Annotated in this window: 20 protein-coding genes; 6 read left to right on the top strand and 14 right to left on the bottom strand. The window is 48.8% G+C overall.

All coding sequences use genetic code 11. From position 1 onward, the window contains the following. Positions 1-137: 137 nt before the first annotated feature. Both rpmE and H6995_01745 read right to left on the bottom strand, forming a co-directional pair. Positions 138-350 carry a 50S ribosomal protein L31 gene (rpmE, locus tag H6995_01750; protein MCP5213714.1) on the bottom strand — a complete coding sequence of 71 codons (213 nt, stop codon included), beginning with the start codon at positions 348-350 and terminating at the stop codon, positions 138-140. Between the two features lie 186 nt (positions 351-536). After that, a complete protein-coding gene (locus H6995_01745) occupies positions 537-1,229 on the bottom strand; it encodes a transglutaminase family protein (protein ID MCP5213713.1) in 693 nt (230 codons plus the stop codon). 165 nt (positions 1,230-1,394) lie between these two features. On the opposite strand from H6995_01745, the gene H6995_01740 reads away from it, so the two are divergent. Then, entirely contained in the window at positions 1,395-2,162 is a 768-nt protein-coding gene (locus tag H6995_01740) for an IclR family transcriptional regulator (protein MCP5213712.1), read from the top strand. On the opposite strand, the gene H6995_01735 is transcribed toward H6995_01740, so the two are convergent. From H6995_01735 to H6995_01705, 7 genes are read right to left on the bottom strand one after another with little or no spacing between them, the layout of a single operon-like run. Then, on the bottom strand, positions 2,163-3,047 hold the full coding sequence (locus H6995_01735) for a pyruvate synthase subunit beta (protein MCP5213711.1): 885 nt from the start codon (positions 3,045-3,047) through the stop codon (positions 2,163-2,165). Positions 3,048-3,049: 2 nt separating this feature from the next. Beyond that, positions 3,050-4,207 carry a pyruvate ferredoxin oxidoreductase gene (gene porA / locus H6995_01730; protein MCP5213710.1) on the bottom strand — a complete coding sequence of 386 codons (1,158 nt, stop codon included), beginning with the start codon at positions 4,205-4,207 and terminating at the stop codon, positions 3,050-3,052. After that, on the bottom strand, positions 4,207-5,850 hold the full coding sequence (locus H6995_01725) for an FAD-dependent oxidoreductase (GenBank protein MCP5213709.1): 1,644 nt from the start codon (positions 5,848-5,850) through the stop codon (positions 4,207-4,209). Before H6995_01725 ends, porA begins: the two co-directional genes overlap by 1 nt. 3 nt (positions 5,851-5,853) lie before the next feature. Beyond that, entirely contained in the window at positions 5,854-6,405 is a 552-nt protein-coding gene (locus H6995_01720) for a 2-oxoacid:acceptor oxidoreductase family protein (GenBank protein MCP5213708.1), read from the bottom strand. A gap of 42 nt (positions 6,406-6,447) precedes the next feature. Next, positions 6,448-7,344 (bottom strand): phenylacetyl-CoA:acceptor oxidoreductase, encoded by an 897-nt coding sequence (locus tag H6995_01715; protein ID MCP5213707.1) that lies wholly within the window; start codon positions 7,342-7,344, stop codon positions 6,448-6,450. Next, on the bottom strand, positions 7,341-8,006 hold the full coding sequence (locus H6995_01710; GenBank protein ID MCP5213706.1) for a 4Fe-4S dicluster domain-containing protein: 666 nt from the start codon (positions 8,004-8,006) through the stop codon (positions 7,341-7,343). Before H6995_01710 ends, H6995_01715 begins: the two co-directional genes overlap by 4 nt. Continuing rightward, entirely contained in the window at positions 8,003-10,738 is a 2,736-nt protein-coding gene (locus H6995_01705; GenBank protein ID MCP5213705.1) for a molybdopterin-dependent oxidoreductase, read from the bottom strand. The genes H6995_01710 and H6995_01705 overlap by 4 nt, the downstream gene beginning before the upstream one ends. A gap of 519 nt (positions 10,739-11,257) precedes the next feature. On the opposite strand from H6995_01705, the gene H6995_01700 reads away from it, so the two are divergent. After that, positions 11,258-13,363 (top strand): acetate--CoA ligase family protein, encoded by a 2,106-nt coding sequence (locus H6995_01700; GenBank protein ID MCP5213704.1) that lies wholly within the window; start codon positions 11,258-11,260, stop codon positions 13,361-13,363. Between the two features lie 99 nt (positions 13,364-13,462). Here H6995_01700 and hcrB read toward each other — a convergent pair whose 3' ends face one another. The 4 genes from hcrB to H6995_01680 all read right to left on the bottom strand — a co-directional run bounded on the left by hcrB (position 13,463) and on the right by H6995_01680 (position 17,974). Beyond that, the gene (hcrB, locus tag H6995_01695; protein ID MCP5213703.1) at positions 13,463-14,434 is read right to left on the bottom strand and encodes a 4-hydroxybenzoyl-CoA reductase subunit beta; all 972 of its coding nucleotides are present in this window, start codon (positions 14,432-14,434) and stop codon (positions 13,463-13,465) included. Continuing rightward, entirely contained in the window at positions 14,434-16,788 is a 2,355-nt protein-coding gene (hcrA, locus tag H6995_01690) for a 4-hydroxybenzoyl-CoA reductase subunit alpha (GenBank protein ID MCP5213702.1), read from the bottom strand. The genes hcrB and hcrA overlap by 1 nt, the downstream gene beginning before the upstream one ends. After that, positions 16,785-17,276 (bottom strand): 4-hydroxybenzoyl-CoA reductase subunit gamma, encoded by a 492-nt coding sequence (gene hcrC / locus H6995_01685; GenBank protein MCP5213701.1) that lies wholly within the window; start codon positions 17,274-17,276, stop codon positions 16,785-16,787. Before hcrC ends, hcrA begins: the two co-directional genes overlap by 4 nt. A gap of 215 nt (positions 17,277-17,491) precedes the next feature. Further along, complete coding sequence (locus tag H6995_01680) at positions 17,492-17,974, bottom strand: MarR family transcriptional regulator (protein MCP5213700.1); 483 nt, start codon at positions 17,972-17,974, stop codon at positions 17,492-17,494. Positions 17,975-18,241: 267 nt separating this feature from the next. Here H6995_01680 and pcaF point away from each other — a divergent pair, with 267 nt between their 5' ends. Then, on the top strand, positions 18,242-19,447 hold the full coding sequence (pcaF, locus tag H6995_01675) for a 3-oxoadipyl-CoA thiolase (protein ID MCP5213699.1): 1,206 nt from the start codon (positions 18,242-18,244) through the stop codon (positions 19,445-19,447). Between the two features lie 71 nt (positions 19,448-19,518). Next, positions 19,519-19,926 (top strand): LysR family transcriptional regulator, encoded by a 408-nt coding sequence (locus H6995_01670; protein ID MCP5213698.1) that lies wholly within the window; start codon positions 19,519-19,521, stop codon positions 19,924-19,926. Between the two features lie 10 nt (positions 19,927-19,936). Here the strand turns inward: H6995_01670 and H6995_01665 are convergent, their stop codons facing one another. After that, positions 19,937-20,107 (bottom strand): hypothetical protein, encoded by a 171-nt coding sequence (locus H6995_01665; GenBank protein ID MCP5213697.1) that lies wholly within the window; start codon positions 20,105-20,107, stop codon positions 19,937-19,939. A gap of 36 nt (positions 20,108-20,143) precedes the next feature. Between H6995_01665 and H6995_01660 the strand changes: the two genes are divergently transcribed. Together H6995_01660 and H6995_01655 are read left to right on the top strand one after the other, a co-directional pair. Further along, positions 20,144-20,689, top strand: a complete 546-nt coding sequence (locus tag H6995_01660; protein MCP5213696.1) for a sigma-70 family RNA polymerase sigma factor — start codon at positions 20,144-20,146, stop codon at positions 20,687-20,689. Positions 20,690-20,761: 72 nt separating this feature from the next. Continuing rightward, a complete protein-coding gene (locus H6995_01655) occupies positions 20,762-21,724 on the top strand; it encodes a FecR family protein (protein ID MCP5213695.1) in 963 nt (320 codons plus the stop codon). The last annotated feature ends 109 nt before the right edge of the window (positions 21,725-21,833 follow it).

Here is a 21,833-nt window from a genome sequence, read left to right as displayed (position 1 = left end):
CGAACCCCAAAGAACTCTTTTAATTGTCCATTAAAAAGCCCCACCCTATAAATCCATAGATGAGGCCCTTTTTTATCCGACTTTTAACCGTTATAGCGACTAATCCAAATAGCTACCGGTTAAAAAAGATAATATTTCTAGGCTTTTGCGCGGCTTCCAAAACGCTTATTGAAGCGGTCGATACGACCTCCGCGATCCACTACTTTCTGCTTGCCCGTATAGAAAGGGTGACAGCTGGAACAGACATCAACGTGTAAATCTTCACACAGGGTTGATCGCGTTTTTAGCTGGTTGCCACAACTACAGGTGACAGAAATTTCTTTATATTCAGGATGAATGCCCTGTTTCATGCTTATAACCTCGACTCACGTATGCCGCCACTTAATCTGGCACCCTTTTATACCAAGGCGTCTAAAACCAAGCACCGCACACAATTATAATCGGCTAGAACACATGCATCACGCACGATGCCCCTAGCCCTCAATTGGGACGCGCAATAATACCAGAACGGTATTGAGAATCAACCGATCAATTCATCACCCCCAATCATCCGACGAGGAGGCCATACCAGCACTATCAATACGATTATCCAACCATAACGGATGGTACTCGATGAAAGCGCGCAGTATCTCCTGATAGGGCACATCTTGGAAGTGGCCGCGCTGCTTCATATACTCCATATGTTGACGACCGCTCTGATCGAACTCTTGTAACAGCGAATCATGACGACCATCAAACTCTAAAGTATGTACCCCGAAACGCTCACACAAACTTTTATTGAAGGCAGGTGTTGCCTTTACCCATAATCCGTCGATATATAATTCAGCGTAGCTATGCCACCGATAAATATTGCTACCCACCAGCGCATCAAGTTTTTCAGTGGTTAAGTGATTTTTAACATCCGCATAGCCTACACGGGCAGGGACTCCCAGTACACGAGCACCAGCGGCCAAAAGCGCAGCTTTCGGAATACAAAACCCTCTACCCGCAGCTAGACAATCGCTGGCCCGATAATAGCTTTCATCACGACCGACGAAATATGGGTCATATACAATGTCATCTCTAATCGCCAGATAAAGGGCTATTATCCGTTCAATACCTTTACCCTGACTTGTGGTTATCGTTTCCACAAAATCGATTACCTTTGGGTTATCGCTATCAATAAAACTACTTGGCTGCAAGTATTGATCTAACGTACTGTTGTTTTCACTACTACCTAATTTTTGCATCTACACCTCCCCTTCCTTATGACTCTCAGGCCGCTACATCGCTATCATAGCGCTTTATCGCCGATGACTAATTTACATATCGAATTTCTCGTAATCCCTATCTTGATAATATATAGTGAGACTAATACTCACAATGTAAGATAAAGCTAAGTTTTAGGTCTTTATATGTCAACGCCAGCCATTCTTTCTGTGATAAAAGCATTTAAAGTTTTATCCGCCTTTGACGGTCGGAGAACGATTTTAACCACTGCCGATATCGCCAAACATGCTCAGATGAATAGCAAAACGGTACATCGCTTCCTGATGACACTGGAAAATGTTGGCGCCATTTCGCGAGTCGGTAGAGGCCAGTTTAGTCTAGGCATGACCTTAGCCGACCTTGGCAACCAGGTCTCCGTTCATAATGTTTTAGCGGAAGCCGTAATGAAGCACCTGGATCCTCTCGCCGAATTATTGAATGAATCCGTTCAAGTCGCCGTGTTAGATGGCCAGAATGTCGTTAGTATCGCGCACATTCCCTCTCGCCATTCACTGAGTATCGGTATTCGTATCGGCAAACGCTGGCCAGCCTATTGTACCGCCGTAGGGAAAATGTTGCTGGCGGACATGGATGATACAGAGCTGAACAAATATATTCAGGGGATCAACTTTGAAAACCGAACGTCAAATACTCTCACCAACACCAAGAGCCTCGCTAAACATATCATGCAGGTTCGCAAACAAGGCTACGCTATTAACGACCAAGAAAGTGAACGCGGCATGCGCGGCATTGCGGTTCCGATAAAAAACACGAAATCAGCCACAATCGCTGCACTATCTGTGTCAGGTCCAATTGCACGCTTACGCATGAGCAACTTAATGCGCGCCAAGGACGACCTGGAACAAACCTCCCGTCAGATTACGCAAACCCTGTATGGCGGCTCGATTGAATAGTCACTCTTCAGTGGACGCCTGAACACGTTTTGCAAGACGAGCCCACTCGGTATCCACGCCATTCTGTATTGCCGCGACATCCTGTTCGGAAAGGTGACGATAACGCTTTTGCGCCCCCAGGTAATCATTTACCGGCGTGGTTTTTTTGGTATGGTTTAAAGTGTATTTAACGCCATCTTCAATTTCGTAAAGCGGGAAAACACCTGAATCTACCGCCAAGCGCGTTACTTTGATCCCGGCATTATCCGCCACCCCCCAGCCCGCAAGACAGGGAATTAAGACGATAAGAACTTTGGTACCGCGAATGTTCTTAGCTTTTTCCACTTTTCTAACGAAATCCTCGGAGTGCGCGGCACTGCAAGTGGCCACATAGGGAATGTTATGCGCCGCCAAAATCTCTACAATATTTTTCTTCGGCGTTAATTTTCCAGCGGGGGTCGACCCCGTCACCGCCTGCAATGGTGTGGACGAGCTTTTTTGCCCGCCCGTATTCATATAGCCCTCATTGTCAAAGCAGACATAAAGAATGTCTTCATTCCTCTCAACCGCAGACGAGAGCGCTTGAAAACCAATATCGTATGTACCACCGTCTCCGGCAAGACAAAGCACAGTCGTATCAGGTTTTCCTCTGGCCACCAATGAGCGCTTTACTCCGCTAGCAGAAGCCGCAGCAGCCTCCAAGGTAGTGTGAAAGGTTGGAATTGACAACGAGCTATTTGGATAGCCCCCGCAAATAATGGCGCCACAGGAGGGCGGGACCACAGCAACTGTATCTGGGCCAACGGCATTGACGATAATCCTTATCGAAAGCGATTCAATACAGCCCGCGCAAGCAAAGTGCCCAGACTTAAACACACCTTCGTCTTTATACTCTATATATCTCATAGCTATTCCACCCAAATCGATGCGACAGCGGGTTCGCTATCGGCATAACGCAACGCCAACTCCTGGATTTTCTCTGGCGTCACGTTGACACCACCAACGCCAGCCAATAAGCCATGTACGCGCGGCCCATTATTCAATCCATAAAGCGCAGCCTTTAATTCCTGATGCAAGATACCGCCAAGACCCGGTGAGTAATTTCTATCCAGAACAATGACGTTGGCAACATCCTTAAGCGCTTCGATCACTTGCTTATTAGGGAAGGGTCTGAACAGCCTCACTTTCAATAAACCGACCGCGTGACCTTGTTCACGCAGGGCATCAACTGCCTCTCGTGCCGTTCCAGTCATACTACCCATGGTGACCAGCACTGATTTCGCACCTTCAGTGCGATAGGCTTCGGTAATGCCGTAGCCACGGCCAGTTAATTCGTTCCACACAGCATGTGCCGAATCGCAAGCGGCAAAGGCGTTATTAAGCGCTTCACCCATTTCCCGCCGCACGCGATTATAGGTCTGTTGGTCAACGGGCGCGCCAAATGACTGCCCGCTATCTGGATCGAGCATATTTGGAATTGAATATTCCGGCAAAAAGTCATTCACGCAAGCCTCGGAAGGCACCTCAACAGGCTCCATTGCATGCGACACGTAAAAAGCATCATGATTCACCATCACCGGCATACCAATTTCTTCTGCCACCCTAAACGCCTGAATGACCGTATCCATAGATTCCTGTGGCGATTCCGTATAGAGCTGTACCCAACCGGTGTCGCGCTGTGACAGACTATCCGTTTGATCCGGCCAAAACGCCCAAGGCGATGCCACCGTACGGTTGACATTGCACATCACAATAGGGGCTCTGGCACCAGCCGCATAGTGCAGCAACTCGTGCATGAGCAATAGGCCCTGCGATGATGTCGCCGTAAATACACGCGACCCGGTGAGCGACGCCGTAATACAGGCTGACATCGCCGAATGTTCGGATTCGGGCGCGATTACCTCAGCGGTAATTTCACCCGCCGAATGAAACTCGGTAATTTTTTCCAAGATCGGAGTCTGCGGCGTTATCGGATACACTGGTATCACATGTGGCCGTGCCAATTTCACGCCCCAGGCTACCGCATGGTTGCCACTAAGCAGCATCGGAGTACTATCACCAGCCATTAGAGTTCCTCCCGCATCATAATTGTTCCTGTAGGGCACTCTGCGGCACAGAGACCACAACCTTTACAATAATCTGTTTTCACCTCATAGCCTTTTTCCAGCTTAGTAATCGCCATATCCGGGCAATAGTAATAACAGTTGTCACAGAAAATACAGTTGCCACAACTAAAACAGCGATCCGACTCCACTGCCGCCTGCTCAACACTTAAGCCACGCTGCACTTCCACAAAACTCTTAAGCCGTACCTCAAGCTGTTCAGCATTCTGAATTTCGCGCCGCGCCTCACTTTGATAATGCGTGTTAATTGCTTTATAAGGCAATTCCAATTTTTCAGCGCTGTTCACAATAGGTGCTTTATTGAGATAATTTTCAATATCTTTAGCGGCGCGCTTGCCCATACCTACTGCCTGGGTCACAAACCTGTCCAGACTGGCAAAGTCGCCTCCTGCAAAAACACCTTCCATACTGGTTTTATGCTGCCGATCAATATGGACAACAGGAGTACCTTCGGATGACAACGACGCCCATCGATCCAGGGCGACTTCCTGTCCAAGGGCCGGTACGATTAGATTCGCTTTGATTTTAAATTCCGTACCTTCAAGCGGTGTAATCTTGAACTGTCCTCGCACTGAACCGGGTTCAAACTCAACGCGGATACAATTCAACTCAAGCTCGCCTGACGCATCTGCATTCACAGACTGCAGCATCGCCCCGTCAAGAAAGGTCACGTCCTCTTCCTTCGCTTCCACCACTTCTTCGCGCTGAGCGGGCATTAGCGCTTCGGGTTCGAGCGACAAGACACTGACTTTTTTGTCGAAGCGGCGAGCCGTTCTAGCCACATCCATGGCCGCACTGCCGCCGCCGATAACCACTACATGATCACCAATTTTAATAGATTCACCCATATTGGTGGCAGCTAAAAATTTCGCGCTATCCATCACCCAGGGCTGGCTGTAGTCCAAACTGGGCAATTTTTTCGAGCGACTTGCGCCAATCGCTAAATAGACTGCGTCAAACTCTTCGCGTAGTTTTTTAACAGCTTTTTCATCTATTTCGCCAACGCCGGTTTTTATCTCAACACCCAAATCGACGATGCGTTTAATTTCACCATCTAATACTTCTTTCGCCAACCGATAGGAAGGAATGCCGTAACGCATTAAGCCACCTAGTTGTTGGTTTGCTTCGAATAAAGTCACCGCATAGCCACGACGACGCAACTGATATGCCGCGGACAACCCTGATGGTCCGCCACCTACTACTGCAATTTTTTCGTTCTTAGTAATGTCCGCTGCAGGGATCGCCCATTTTTCGTCTAATGCGACATCACCGACAAAGCGCTCTAGACTACAAATCGCCACAGCCTCATCCATTTCTTTGCGGTTACAGGGCGTTTCACAGGGATGATGACAAATGCGCCCGGCAATCGCGGGGAAGGGATTATTCTCCATCAGCGTCAACCAAGCGGCATGATAATCCTTGCCTTTTATTTCCTGTATCCAGGTGGCAATTTCGCCGTTGACTGGACAGGCATTGTGGCAAGGGGAAGGGGTATTCAGGTAATTGGGAAGTTCACTGCGCCAAGTGCCCGTCATGTTGACTTCTGTGGTTCGGGTGGTCCACAAAGGTGAAGGTGCTGTCGTCATCTGCTAGATCCTCGTTTCAAGCGCTGCCTGCGTCAGCTCATAGGCTTCTTGGCAGGAGGCTATATTTTCCGGCTTTTTCACCGGCGCGGTTTCTTCCACCACTTGCAACAACTTGGCCATGGACGGCTGCCCTAAAGCACCGGCAAAGGCACCTAATAGTGCAGAGTTAATAATGCGACCCATCCCGTTTTTCTGGGCAATGCCGATGCCATCAATCGTGATAATTTTATAATCACCCAACGACGCATAAGCCTCGGCAGAACGCCGCGAATTGACCACAACCAGCGTTTCCTGGTCAGCAAATTGCGATACTAATCCCGGCAATAGACTATCGTCAAAACAGAGTATTGCGCCAGCCCGCTCAATGCTGCAGCGTCGGCGAATCGGCTTGTCATCCGCCAGTAAAAACGAATTGACCGGCGTGCCTCGCCTTGCCCCACCATAGGTAGCAAAAGTCTGCACATATTTACCCTCTGCAAAGAAGGTTCGAGCCAGTAGGTTGCCAGCGGTTTGAGCGCCCTGACCTCCGCGGCCTTGGATAAGTATTTGAAGCATGCGGTTTAATCCCCACTTTTCGCTTTCAATAAACGGTTTATATTACCAACCCTGTTTGCTTGCCTGACTGCTCATACCCTTAGCCCCCTGACCCCGAATAGGGGTTCGGGGAATGGCGAAACCACGGGTCTGCGCGGCACGCGTAATGATCACTGCTTTCGACAACCAGCCAGCTGCTGCTGCCAGCAATCCGGCGATAGGCACCAAGAAAACAGCTAATTGCGTAGCAAAGGTGGCAGCAACCAGGAGGAGAATCGGCAACAGGTGCCCTCCCGCCAGATACATAGCTCGAATATTATTGATCGCAGCGCAGCTCGCTTGCGGAGCACCATCCTGCTGCAATGCTTGCGAGTATCGCGACCATGCAATCAGCCTTATTACTAACACCAGCGCAAAAACGGCAAACAGCGCCTCACTCGCTAAGGCTTGAAAACAGATAGCCAAGCCCATTCCCTCAGTCAAACCTGTCACCAAGATATAGGGAGTCAAGGCGGGATGCGCCCACGAAGGAATGCCCTTAGCACAACGCAACATCTGTGCTTGGCAATACAAATAACCAACGGCAATAATGCCGATTACCGCGGCGATCGCTCCACCGCCCGATTGCGGATAATAAAATAGCGTTAACGCCCCGAGCAGAAACAAAGGAATTGCCAAAATACCTTCACGGGTCATCCAAGAGGTTTCGGGGTGAAAGAACAGATTCATTGAACGCCACGGCCGGCCAATCTCAAGCCAAACCATAAACAAACCAAAACCCACGCAGGCCAAGCCCAGCAGGATTGGCCAAAAATAAGGAAATCCAAATAGCGCCAACAGCGCAGTAGTAATGAGTAAGCCTGTACCGGCACCGCCGCCAATAAAATTACAGGCTGCCCGCAAATCCCAGGAGGTTTGCAATCGCGGCAATGGTCCCTTGCCTTTAAATGCTGAGGTCATAGCAAGTCCCCCATATTCTTCTTATCCCAGATATAGTAAAACCCTGGTTCAGTACCAAGCTCTTCATGCATACGGAAATGCTCCGACTTTTCCAGCAGTTGGTTTACCTGACTGTCTGGATCGTCTTTATCACCAAAGGTCAACGCGCCAGTAATGCAGGAATTGACGCAGGCGGGTGATGCATCGGGGTGCTCGCCCGCTTTATGCCCACTGGCAACACCAGCCTCTACCACGTCATTACAGAAAGTACATTTCTGCGCGACCCCAATAGTCGCCTTGTTCAACCGTTGCGCTTCGTGCGGCATAGGCTCATCGCCATAGGCAAAATTTTCTTTTTCGACTTTAAAACGAGCATCATAAGGGCACGCCACCGCGCAATAAGCACAACCTATACAGAGGTCATAATCAATCTGCACCGTGCCATCTGCTTTCTTAAAGGTCGCTTTGGTTGGGCAAACTTCTTCGCACGGCGGGTTTGCGCAATGCTGACAACCCGTGGGTAAAAATACCCGTTTTACGTTAGGGTATTCACCCACTTCAATATCTACCACACGACGCCACTGCACGCCCGGCGGCGTACTATTCGCTTGCTTACAGGCTGCGGTACAGGTTTGGCAGCCAATACAGCGTCGCAGGTCGGCGACCATCACATAGCGTGTCATGACTCATCTCCCAAACGGTGGATTGAGACCCGGACCAAGTCAGCGCCCGAACCCGTCGAATCCGTCAAATCCAACGACATCGGTATCACGGTGTTCAAACTCGGGTATTCCAAATCCTTAGCGAAAGGGGTCTTCCAATAGTCGAATTGTCCTGGGATACAGACCGTATCAGGACGGATGCCTTGCACTAGCTCAGCCCGACCCCGTGTATAGCCGATGATTGAACGAATCTCCACGCGCTCGCCATTGCCAATGCCAAGCTTTTGCGCGGTTTGAGCATTCATGATCACAGAACCATGTCCTCTGACATTATTACCGACGTCATCCATCAGCTGGATACTTGCATTATTACCCGCCGCGTACTGAGCGCTTTTGGTGGTGACACCCCAAAACGGAAACTGTTCTTCACTGCCGCCCATATGCTCCAGCGATTGATTGTAACGCGCCTGCACGTCATCCCAGGCTGGCAACGCTTCATACTCTTCAAGCTGCTCATCCCACCAATGCACGCCCTGCTCATGCAAACGCCGCTTTAATTCTTCACCAACACGCTTAAGCCGTTCTTGATATGGTAGTTCAAATCGTAACCCTTTCGCCTTTAGCGTTGGGTACAAATACCAGTCTTCACGCTTATAAGGAACCATATAGAAGCCGTTCTCTTTGAACCACTCCAGGTCTTTAACATCTTTACCGCCGGAGTAATCGCTCGTTGCCGCTTTGCAGGCCGCATCCCAGACTTCGTCAACACTATGTTCAACACTTGGGTCGAGCGAGTAGTCAAAACCTTCACCCTTTAGAGGTATGCCGCCAGCGCCTCGATTCAATGCCTTGTAATATTTATCCAGCAACCCATTGCGTTTTGCCAGCTGGGTAGCAATCCAAGTCATATCTTTCGTGTCACCTTGCGGCTCCACCGCAGGCTGGCGCAAAATCACACCTTCGTGCTCCCAAATTTGCTCGACAAATTTAGTACCACCAGCACGAATCAGCTGAGTACTTTCCAAGTCCGTTGCGTCAGGCAATAAAATATCCGCCATATGGTTACTTTCATCGGCGGTATAGGCAAACGCAACAATAAATGGCATTTTCGCCATGATGCTGACCATTTGCTTACTATCCCAAAAGCTGATCGCCGGATTGCTGCGGTACAAAAACCAAACTTCCGGGAAAGTTGAACGCATCCAGTCAGAAGGAGCATCATTCAAAAACATCCAGGCTAATTGAGTCGGGCCTAATGCCTGACTCCAGGCACCGCTATTAACGATTGGCACTAATGCTTTATGTGCATTACGTCCGCTCGGTGCAGACTCCCAATTCTCTTTATCGGTAGCATTCATGGCGCTAACCATAAAGCCATCCTCACCCGGCTGCACGCTAGCCAGACGATTTCCAAACGGCCGATTCAAGCGCACCGTTGTTCCTATTGTGCCGCCCGGAACCTCTAGCGCACCCACCAGAATTGCCAAGACGGTCCGCGCCCATACACAGTGATAGGCACCCCAACCGTTGTTCACTGTTTTCCCCAGCACCACTGATACCGGACGGAAGGGTAATGTTGCGCCATCCACTTCAATTGTTTCGCCGATACAAGCGTTCTCAAGGTATTCATTGGCGATCCGCGTAATGGTTTGCGCTGGCACATCACACATCTGCTCCGCCCACTCAGGCGTGTATGATTCCATGCTTTTTACCATCAAACTAAAGGCTGTGGTTCCCTCAACACCCTCGTATTCGTACTTTTCCTGATCCGGGCCTAACTCAAATGCAGCAGCAACGGTAAAAGAACCTTCCAATGCAGGTCGTATATTTGGCTTATTATGCGGTGCAGCCGTACCAACGGTTTCATCCCACACTAAAGGTTCGCCAGAGTCTGGATCACGTAAATAATAACCCTTCGGCCCCACCAAATATGGGGAGGAGGTGCTGTCTCGAAGGTAGGGGATATCAAGCGAATCGCGCGAATGCTGATGCAACAGCACATTGATCAGCGCAAACATGAAGGCCAAGTCTGTTTTTGGCTTGATAGGCACCCATTCCGCTGAGGCGCCACCTGTGACTGACAGGTGTGGCTCAATCTGAACCCGCTTCGCACCTCTAACGCGAGCATCCGCGTGGCGCCGCGCCGCGCTGGGGCCTCCGGACGATTCTGGATTAAAACCAAAGGAGAGAATATAACGGGTATTGACAGTATCTGAACAAACCGTAAATGCCCGGTGCCAATACTCACCATAAAGGTGCTCGGAGTGGACACACTTAACACCCTGCCCAGACCCAAAACTAAAATCAATTGGCCCCCAAGACGCCAAAAATGCAGGCAAAGTCCCCATGTAAGCGGAGGGCGTACCACCATGACCAAAGGTTGCCGCCAAACGTGGTAGTCCACGCTCATCGGTTAACCCTTTCTCTCGCAACGCAGTCAACTTCTCAGTGATCGTATCAAAGGCTTCATCCCAGCTGATCGGCTCAAAGCCGGGATCCTGGTCACGCCCCTTTTTCGGATTGGTGCGTTTCATCGGAGTGGTAACACGAAATGGATTATAAGTTTTCTGAACCAACCCTAAAGCCTTAACACAAACTCGGCCATTTCCAGGGTGCATTTCTTCCATGTCGAAATTTGGAACCACCTCGCAAGCGACTCCATTGTCCACCCTAACCTTCATCGGATCAGGTCCAGCGACGCAGTTATAGCAATAGGTAGGTACGTAACGGGTTTCAGTCATAACATTCCTCATCGTTCTGCTTTCTTACAACCCAGACTTGAGCAGACCATTTCATTCAAACGCTCAAAATACTTTAGACTTAAAGTAGATTACTCTTCCTAAACGCTCACTTCCATATAACTATCTAGCGAAAAAGTGCGTTAAATCAATTAAAGCTCCATTTGCACGGGTACCGCTGCTTAATCAACGCAAACAAATGTAAGCTATGTTCTACCAAAATGCTCTCGTTCGTCAGCGCTATAAAAATAATTACTTTCCCTCTAAATCAGAGGGTTAGCGCCAGTTTCGACAACTTAAATCTTGACGAACAAACAACTAACCGCAAAGAGATTAGCATAAAAAACTATTATTTTAAGATGCCATCTCATATTATGAGATTTAAAATGAGGTTTTTCTAACCCTCATGATATATTTCAGCCCTTATAGCAACGAAGAGTGATGACTAAAGCACCCTCAAAGGACGATCAAACAACTGCGCCACCTGACTCATACGCCGCGTAGAAAACCTTAATTAAAGAGGAAAATAAGAGCATGCCTAACCAGACGGAATTAGCCGCAAAACAACCGCAGAACATCGATTATCAAGCCATTGACGCGACGCTATCACAGCACCCGATAACGGAAACACCGCTATTAGACGAAACCGAAATATCACGGCTGCTATCTGCGCTAGGTATTGTTTTCGACAACAATCAAACAACCGAACCGACTAACGAAAATACATCACTCAGTATCAGCATTATCAGATCCAGAGAGTTTGGCATGGTCATTAGCGCTGGCGTCGGTGGTTCACAGGCTGAGATTTACAAAGATAGCTGCCGTACTGGCCACTCAACCACATCATCCTCTACCGCACTTACTGATGGAGCGGAGTTTTTATCGCTATTCAAGAACACCATTGCCTACAAAAAACTTGCCTTGAGTAAACAGCCTGTTGTTGATAGCGAGCTTGCCTGTCTGTTTTCTCGTTTAATCGCATTCGCGAACCATTACTCGCCGACCAATCAAAATGCCGAATTTATACTAGAGCATTTTGAGCTAAATCCGGCAACTATCGTTGGCGGTAAAATAAAGGTGCTCGAGGCGACAGGGCAGTTTGGACTACCGACACCAACACCAGCCGCCAGACCAATTGCTAAAATCGGCAACATGCTGCACCCAAAATCAATTGGCATCATTGGGGTTTCTGCAACCAAAATGAATTTTGGCCGCATTATTCTAAAAAATGTTCTCGATAGCGGATATGATCGAGACAACATGCTGATCGTTCGCCCCGGCGAGACTGATATTGACGGCGTTAAATGCATTGACGGCTTACAAGCACTGGAAAACAAGCTCGATCTATTCATTGTTGCCGTCGGTGCTGACGCCGTCTTCGACTTAGTTGACGAAATAATCGCAGCAAATGCCGCTGAATCTGTGATGTTGATCCCCGGCGGCCTGGGTGAAACTGAAGCCAGCAGAGCGCAAGCAGCAGAGATGGCCGCGAAGATGAATGAAGCACACCGTCACGGCGACGGTGGCCCCATCTTCCTCGGGGGTAACTGTCTGGGGATTGTTTCTCACCCCGGAAATTATGACTCTTGGTTTATTCCAAAATTTAAATTACCCAAACCACCAAAGAAAACACAACGCAACTCAGCGCTAATTAGCCAGAGCGGAGCCTTTATGATTACCAGGATTAGCCAGAATCCCTGGTTTGATCCAAACTATATGACCGCTCTAGGCAACCAGAACGACCTAACACATAGCGACATGGTGAACTACTTCGCTGATAATGCTGAAATCGATTTGATCGGTGTCTATGTCGAAGGATTTAAGGAGCTGGATGGGCTCGCCTTCGCAGAAGCAGTGCGCAAATGTATTGTTAACGGTAAACAGGTAGTCGTATACAAAGCCGGACAGTCAACACCTGGGCAAGCCGCAACACTCGGACATACCGCTTCAATTGCCGGCGACTACGAAGTATGTCAGGCGATTTTACGGCAGTCAGGCGCTATTTTTGCTAACAGCTTTACGGAGTTCAACGATCTCTTCTACGTCGCCGATTGCATGCATAACAAAAAAATCTATGGTAATCGTTTAGGTGCTGTTAGTGGCGCGGGATTCGAAGCCGTGGGCATGGCCGACAGCATTCATTCCGGAGATTTTTCTTTAACAATGGGTGCTCTAGAACCGAAAACACATGAGCGCCTCGCGCAAGTGCTCAAAGCGAAGAAACTTGACGCACTGATGGAGATTCGCAACCCCTTCGACATTAACCCCGGCGCAGACGATGAAGCCCATGTACTGTGCACTGAAGCATTTGTCGATGACCCCAATATTGATGCCGTCGTAGTTGGCCTCGATCCGCTATCACCCATGATGCGCACTCTACTTGACAGTCCGCGTCCCGGTTTTGACATCAATAGCGAAGACAGCGTCACCCATCAACTACCAAAATTGGTGCAAGATAAGGATAAGCCAATCATCGGTATTGTCGACGGTGGCTCACTCTATGATCCGATGATTGAAATGCTAAAAGATCGCGGCGTTTGCACGTTCCGCTCCTGCGATCAAGGCGTCAAAGTACTCGGGAAATATATCCAAGCCCGACTGAATTCTGAATATATCAAGCAAAAATACCGCAACGGATAAAAGCTAAAAAGGCTAACGCTTCCATCGGCAGGTAAACCACACTAACAAGTATTTACCTGCCGAGAAAGGTGTAGGAAGTTATCAGATCAAAGGAACAGGTTAACGCTTAACCAATTCTCCGATTAACCGCCGTGCCACGTTGGCTACCACTTTGTTACGATAAGAACCGGGGGTAAAGGTGCTGCGCATAGGCTTGGACTGCGCTCTCACCAATTTTACCAGGGCTGTAATGCACTCATCATCGGCAACCGCACCAAAAGATGCCTCGACGCCCTCAATCAGAAGTGGTCGAGAATTGGTGCCGGTTAGCGCGATACGGATATCGGTTAACAGATTTTCATCGCACTTGACACCAACGGCGACGCCAGCCAAGGGGAAGTCGACACCACCACGCACTCTGACTTTACGGTAAGCCGTTTGATAGCCATCGAGCTTCTCGATGATCACCGCAACCAGCAATTCACCAGGTTTAAGTAGCAGATAGTTGGCACCATCCTCCTGGTACATATCCTTCAAAGCAATTGTTCTCTTACCTTCAGAAGAAACCAATTCCACTTTAGCACCATGCACCATCATCGCTGGCGCAAGATCACCACTGAATGCTGCGCGACAGATATTACCTTTTGGCGCTACGTGACAGATATCGCCACGATACTTTAAACAATAATTATTGGACTTACGCCACCATTCACTTTGATTATAGAACTGGCAGCGCGTGTCCAGGCACAGGTTGCCGCCGACCGTGGCGGAATACCGATGCGTGTTACCGGCAATCGTCTCTGCAGCTTGCACCAACAAAGAATAATCTTGATTGACTCGCTCATCCGATATCAATTGCTCCAGCGTGACACTAGCGCCTATTCGCAAGCCTTCGCTGGTTTCCTCAATGGCCTGCATCTCGGATACGGCAGAAATATCAACGACGGCAACGGGTGTTTCCAAGCCACGTCTCAAGTTCGGAACGAAGTCCGTGCCACCGCCAATGTATCGCGCACCCGTCTCAGCGCCTAAAATTACGGCTTCAGCAGCAGTTTTAGGCTGCTGGATTTCAAATTCTGGCAGATGCTCCATTAGGCCACCTCTTGCTTGGAATGGTTACGTTTATTAGCACGCTCTTGCTTAGTAATGGCATCCATGATGCGATCCGGCGTCAAGGGGGTTTCCGTCATTTCAATTCCGATGGCATCGCGCACTGCCGAAGACACCGCCGCCAGCACACTGGAAAGCATACCCTCGCTGGCTTCTTTTGCGCCAAAGGGGCCATTCGGATCTATGGGCTCGATGATTTTCACTTCAATATCGGGCGACTCAACAATGGTCGGGAAGCGATAATCGAGGAAGTTGGCGTTCATATGTAAACCATTTTGAAAACCTGTTTCCTCGGAAATGGCCTGGCCCAAACCCATCCAGACACCACCCTGAATCTGTCCTTCTACCGATAATGGGTTAATGGCAAAGCCACAATCATGGGCACACCAGATCTTATCCACCGTCACCTGGAAAGTATCCTCGTCTACCGTCACCTCGGCGACTGTGGCACCGTAGGAATAACCCGGAGAAGAGCCAACTGCTGCTCCCCGTTGTTTTCCCATCCCTTGATATTCGCGCGGAACAAAATAAGTACCCTTTGCCGTAATCGTACCTGAACCAATCAACGCCTGATCCACGATATCCTGGAAGGGCAAAGCCGTTTCCGGACTACCCTTGACACGATAGGCTTCACCCATACATTCAACGTCTTCCACCGCACACTCAAATTTTCGTGCAGCCGCATCAAGCAAAATGGTTTTTAGGTTCTTCGCCGCATCCATCGCTGCACTGCCGACCATCACCGTTACCCGTGATGAATAGGAACCGTTATCCTTGGGCGTGATAGCACTGTCATTCGCGATCAGACGTAAGCGGCTGTAATCAACACCCAAAATTTCCGCAACCGCCTGAGTAATAATAGTGGATGATCCCTGACCAATATCGGATGCACCAGTAAATATCGTAATACCACCATCAAAATCCAGCTTGAGCAAAATAGTCGCGTGTGGCTCGCCCGTCCAATGCACCGGTTTACCCGCACCACTCACAAAATGTGAACAGGCCGCGCCAATACCTTTTCCATACGGTAATTTTTTACGTTTTTGTTTCCAATTACTCGCCTCTTCCACCCAGTCAATACACTCCGGCAAGCCATAGCTTCTACCCCGCAGACCATTGATGGTTTCAAAGTCCGGTTGCAACAAATTCGCACGACGGGCTGCCAACACATCAATATCTAAAGCTTCCGCCATGCTGTCGAGCAAAGCTTCAAACGCAAAACGGATATTCACTGTGCCGTGGCCGCGCATCGCGCCACAACCGGGATTATTGGTATAAACACGCTGCCCCCGATACTTCACATTGGGAATATCATAGATAGCATGCAACAGTGCTCCAGAGTACAGAATAGTGATCACACCATAGCCGGCATAAGCGCCACCACGCTGAATAACTTCCGCTTCGCAAGCGGTGATCTTGCCATCCTTAGTCATACCCATCTTGATATTAACATCGGTTTCCGGACGGCCTTTGTGGGTAAGAAAGGTCTCTTCCCGCGACAGCTTCATCTTCACCTTGCCACCTGCCGCTTTTGCCAACAGACAAGCAATAATCTCAAAATTGAGGGTTTCGGTGCGCGCTCCAAAGCCGCCGCCAACAAAAGGTTTAATGACACGGATACGCGATGAATCCATACCCGTACATTGCGTCAGCATCAGGTGCACATAATAAGGAACCTGTGTCACAGACTGCAGAGTTAGCATATCCCGTTCAGCATCGTATTCAGCCAACGCAGCATGCGGCTCCATATGCGCATGTGTCACTTCTCCGCAATGATAGGTTCTCTCCATCACCAGATCAGCCTGCGCAAATCCTTTTTCGACATCGCCAAATTCATCCTCAACCGAGCGTTCAAGGTTGCCTTTGCGTTTATCATGTATTTGCACAGCGTCCGGCGCAAGCGCCTCCTGCACAGTAAAGTAGGCGGGTAACTCTTTTACCTCGAGCCGAATTAAATCCAAGGCTTGGCGCGCGGTCTTCTCATCAATTGCCGCCACCGCCGCCACCGCATCACCTCGATAACGCAGCTTTTCTTTCGCCAGCGGATATTCGTTCTCAGAAATTGGCAGGATACCGAAAGGCGCACCACAGTCATCACCCGTGATGACCGCTTTTACCCCAGGCAGCGCGCGCGCCGCCGAGACATCAATATTTACAATTTCAGCATGCGCATAGGGACTTCTTAGAATAACACCCACTAAAGCGCCATGTGCGTCCAGATCAGTTGTGTATTTCGCTTTTCCGCTAACTTTTTCGATACCATCAATCAACGGTATGCGCGCACCAGCGGCTTTATTGGGTTTAACGTGACTGAGATCTTGGTTGACTCGTTTCATTTCAATCCCCCCGCGCGAGTTTCAGCTACCGCTTTAACAGACTCAAGAATCTTCACATAGCCAGTACAACGACATAAATTCCCCTCTAGCGCCTTGCGGATCTCACTGTCAGTTGGCTCTGGATTTTTACGGAGCAAAGCTTCGGAGGCCATCACCATTCCCGGCGTACAGAAGCCACATTGCGCCCCTAACTTTTCGTGAAACTGTTTTTGTAACTCGGAGAGCCTACCATTATCTGAAAGCGACTCGATGGTCTCCACGTGCTTACCCGCCACCTTGGCCGCCAAGGTAATGCAGGACAACCGGGGGGCACCATCCACCAAGACTGTACAGGCACCACACTCACCGCCATCACAACCCATTTTGGCACCGGTCAAGTCTAATTTCTCCCGCAGGTAATCTATCAATAGCAAGTTTTTTGGCACCAAATCTTGCTGCGGATACCCATTCACCTTCAGGTCTAGAATGAACTTATCACCACTACTCATCTAACCACCCCTCTTAAGCACCAATACTCTTAACTCTAATACCCTTAAATCTAAGGAAATAAAAATCTCGCACCCTTGCCAACACACCGGCAAAAGCAGAGTTTAACATATAGTATTGTTACGCTACAATAAGGTAATGCTACTATTATAAAACAAAATAACCCTTTCGAGTTTTAATAATCTGCAATCGCCCTTAAGCTGCCCTGTGCTGATTATTATTGATCGGCAAGCTTTTGTAATAACGTCAAAAGATTCGCTTTCTCTTGTGCGGTGAAGAACCTAGTAACTCTCTTTTCGTGATGGAACACGATAGGCATGATGGACTGTAGAAATTGTTCCCCCTCCTCGGTAAGAAACAACGCATAGGCTCTGCGATCAGTCTCATGCTTTCGTCGTTCCACCAAGTTTCTTTTTTCAAATCGATCAATCGTTTCACCCAGCGTTGAGCGCTCAACACCAACCGCCTTAGCAAGACCAGTTTGGCTAATACCCTGGTTATGCTTGATTTTTACGAGCAGCCCAAACTGTCCGGGGGTAATTTGTTTCTCCCCTAAGGCAAGACTGAAATCCTGAAATAAGGCAGTTTGAGCACGTCGAAGTTGATATCCGATCAATTCCTCTAAAAAACCAGAGTTAATTTTATCGCCAACTTCAGCGATATCTCGACTGTTACTGGATTGCACGGCCACTTTATTCACTACCACCTCAAGAACAATTGATTAAGACATGTAGGGTATTCCTACGAAATTAGATGATACAAAGCTATCCCCAGCGATGCCAGCGCCCGGCAATTCTTTTTCGTACTTTGTGGTAAGACCGGTCTGTCATTGTCATGATAGCGCCAATATTGACATTATAGTTGGCATTCATTATTGTAAGCATCCCTGTTTATTAATGACTGCCCCACTAGTTTGGCCGCTTTCCATTTCCAACTTTACGGGATTAAACAACCTGGAACTTACACTGTGACAGAAGCCTATATTTGCGACGCAATCCGAACACCTATTGGCCGCTACGCCGGAGCTCTCTCCACTGTGCGCCCTGACGATCTTGGCGCTACACCAATCAGAGAGCTGCTACAACGAAACCCTTCACTCTCTCCCGGCTTAATTGATGATGTTATTATGGGTTGCGCCAACCAAGCCGGTGAAGACAATAGAAATGTTGCGCGTATGAGTGCACTGTTAGCCGGGCTACCGACCAGTGTAGCGGGGGTTACGGTTAACCGCCTTTGCGGTTCGGGCATGGATGCTGTCGCCATTGCTGCTCGCGCGATAAAATCCGGCGAAACACAATTAATGATTGCTGGCGGAGTAGAGTCAATGTCCCGTGCGCCACTGGTCATGGGAAAGGCGGAGACCGCCTTTAGCCGCCAAGCGGAAATTTTCGACACCACCATTGGATGGCGCTTTATCAATCCACTCATGCGTAGCCAATATGGCGTAGAATCAATGCCCGAAACAGCAGAGAATGTTGCCGCTGACTTCGGTATATCTAGAGAAGACCAAGATGCCTTTGCACTCCGCAGCCAACTAAAAGCTGTCGCTGCGCAAGCGTCTGGACGGCTGGCAGAAGAAATTGTAGCCGTAACGATTCCCCAGCGCCGACAAGATGCTCTTATTATTGATCAGGATGAGCACCCGCGAGCCGATACAAGTCTCGAAAGCCTAACCAAACTCAAAGCCCCTTTTCGAGAGGGCGGTTGTATTACCGCAGGTAATGCTTCAGGTGTTAACGATGGCGCGTGTGCTCTATTACTGGCTTCTGAAAAGGCCGCAGATCAGCATAGACTAACTCCGAAAGCGCGTGTTGTCGCAGCTGCAGTAGCAGGCGTCGAACCACGGATCATGGGCTACGGACCAGTGCCTGCTATCAATAAACTGTTGGAAGTAACGGGGTTGGCCATGCCTGATTTTGCGGTAATCGAATTAAACGAAGCTTTTGCCGCACAAGCGCTTGCCTGCTCCCGCGCACTCCACATTGCTGATGATGACGAGCGTTTAAACCCGAATGGCGGCGCGATAGCCCTAGGGCATCCGCTCGGTATGAGTGGTGCCCGTCTTATCACCACCGCAACCTATCAGCTGCACAGAACCGGGGGGCGTTATGCTCTTTGTGCTATGTGCATTGGCGTGGGCCAGGGTATAGCCATCATCATCGAGCGCATTTGATAAGGACATTATTGCGCATAAGTAAATCGTAGAACTTTTTATACCTCCATTCACTAACAAGGAAACCTTGTATGACTGAAATCGTATCCGTAGGCGCCGAAATTACTGAACGTCACGACATAGACAAAGACCGGACCATTGGCTTTATGGGCGAGGAATGCCGGGTTTATAGCACCCCCGCATTACTCTATGACACAGAGATTGCCTGCCGCAACCTGCTCATGCAACACATCGGGGCTGACCAGGACTCCGTCGGTACCCACGTCGAACTGACCCACACGGGCCCAACTCTGCTCGGAATGTGGATTGAGATAACGGCTAAAGTTACTGAAGTGAAGGGGCCGGCAGTGAAATTCGAAGTTACCGCTCGTGACGCCTTGGAACAGGTCGCTACCTGCAAACATTCACGCTTTGTCGTCAACGTTGAGAGCACAAAGAAGCGTTTACTCGGCAAGCTGGATAAATTTAACGCGCTCTAGACCTAATAAGTTATTTGAGCCCATGTACCCAGATGTTCAGGTCGCGTATAACAACCACCATTGCGGCCTGGACAATACCCGCGTTACGCAAAAGTAAAGGCTTTCTCGGAATGGCGACATTGGTTGTCGACTCAAACTTAGCGGTAGTGATTGCCGTTATTCTATGCGATGATTTACACAACTCTGAATTCCGAATAGCACGCCCCAGAATCTAACTATGGTACGCGAGCATGATAGGCAAAGAGCGTTGAAGTCCAAACAGGCCTCAGACCTTTTTATCCAAAAATTATTTAAAGACCATAATACCGGTCTCTTGAAGTTTTTGACGCGAAAACTTGCCGACCCTGAGGAAGCTGAGGATATTGCGCAAACCGCCTATGAAAAAATGCTCGGTGTTAGCGAGCCTGAAAAGTTAGACAACGTCAAAAGTTATCTCTATCAAACAGCGGTAAACCTAGCGATTGACCGAATGCGTAGACAACAACGCGGGAGCAATTATCAGCAGTTAATGAAAGAAGCCATGGAACAAACCGGCGACGTCCATAGTCCATCTCCTGAGCGGTTACTTGCTTCAAGGCAGAAACTAAAGTGCGCTCAGTTGGCACTAAAGGAGCTACCGGAATCTTGCCAGCGCGCATTCCTGCTGCACCGGACACAGCATCTATCTTATCGGGAAATTAGCGAAATTCTGGAAGTGTCCGTCAGCATGGTGGAAAAACATATCATTCAGGCCCTAAAACATTTGCGGAAAAAGCTGAAATAAATTGAGGTAAACTTCAGGTCAAACGTTCTAACCTATAGAACGAGCCACTTTTTAGAATATTGCTATCGATTAATGAATACGAACTTGACAGAAAACGAATTGCATGACACTGCCACTGAGTGGTTTGTGCGCTTACAATCTGAAGAATTAACAGAGCAGGAAAAACAACGATTTTTTCACTGGTTAGCGGTCGATCCTGCGCACCAACGCGCCTATATAGAAATCGAAAAGTTTTGGGATAGCTTAGCCGCGCTTGAAATTGAAAGCGTAATCCCTTTGCGCAAAAAGACCTTTTTACCAAGAGCGCTGGCAGCCTCTGTTGCCTTATTTTTAGTTGGCATCATGGTATTTTTTAATATCTCCTATCAAAGCACCCACTTTGCAACCGCTGTTGGCGAACAGCGCAATCTGGTTCTCAGTGATGGCTCGCAAATTATATTGAATACCGCTTCCACCCTAAGCACTGATTTTAATGAGCAACGACGCTTAGTACACCTAACCAAGGGCGAAGCTTTTTTTGATGTAGCCAAAGATCGTTCAAAACCTTTTATCGTCCAAACCAGCAATGGAATAGTCCGGGTCTTGGGCACCCAGTTCAACGTGCTTAACGCTAAAAAAGGTAGCGTAGTAACCGTACTAGAAGGTAGCGTCGGCGTCACCCAGGATCAGGATATTCATTTGGCGGCCCAAGCCAACTTCAAACCAGCACTTCAGCTTGAGAGTAACCAACAAGTCGTTATTACCCCCGAATATTTGGCACAAAACCCAAATCGAGTTGATGCCCATGATGTTGTCGCCTGGCGCGAAGGCCAGCTCGTTTATAATGGTGAGTCTTTCGCTCGAGTGCTTGAGGACATTAACCGCTACTTCGAGGGCGAGATCAGAGCTGGCGACGAGGCATTGAACAACCTCCAAGTAATTGCTGTCTTACAGTTACAGGATAAGCAAACCACATTACGAGCGTTGGAAGAAGCTTTTGATGTGGCGTCTGTCACCGTGTCCGATGAGCTAATACTGCTCTATCCTAAAAAATAAACCAACAACTCCTAATAGCGCCTTTACTCCTATATAATCAACTCCCTAATTTATCTATAAGATAGCCGATGCAGCCAAACTGTATCGGCTATTAATAATAACAAGCGTT

This window comes from Pseudomonadales bacterium, assembly GCA_024234615.1.
Lineage (GTDB): Bacteria > Pseudomonadota > Gammaproteobacteria > Pseudomonadales > IMCC2047 > JAJFKB01.
This window is presented reverse-complemented; position numbering and strand designations above follow the sequence as displayed.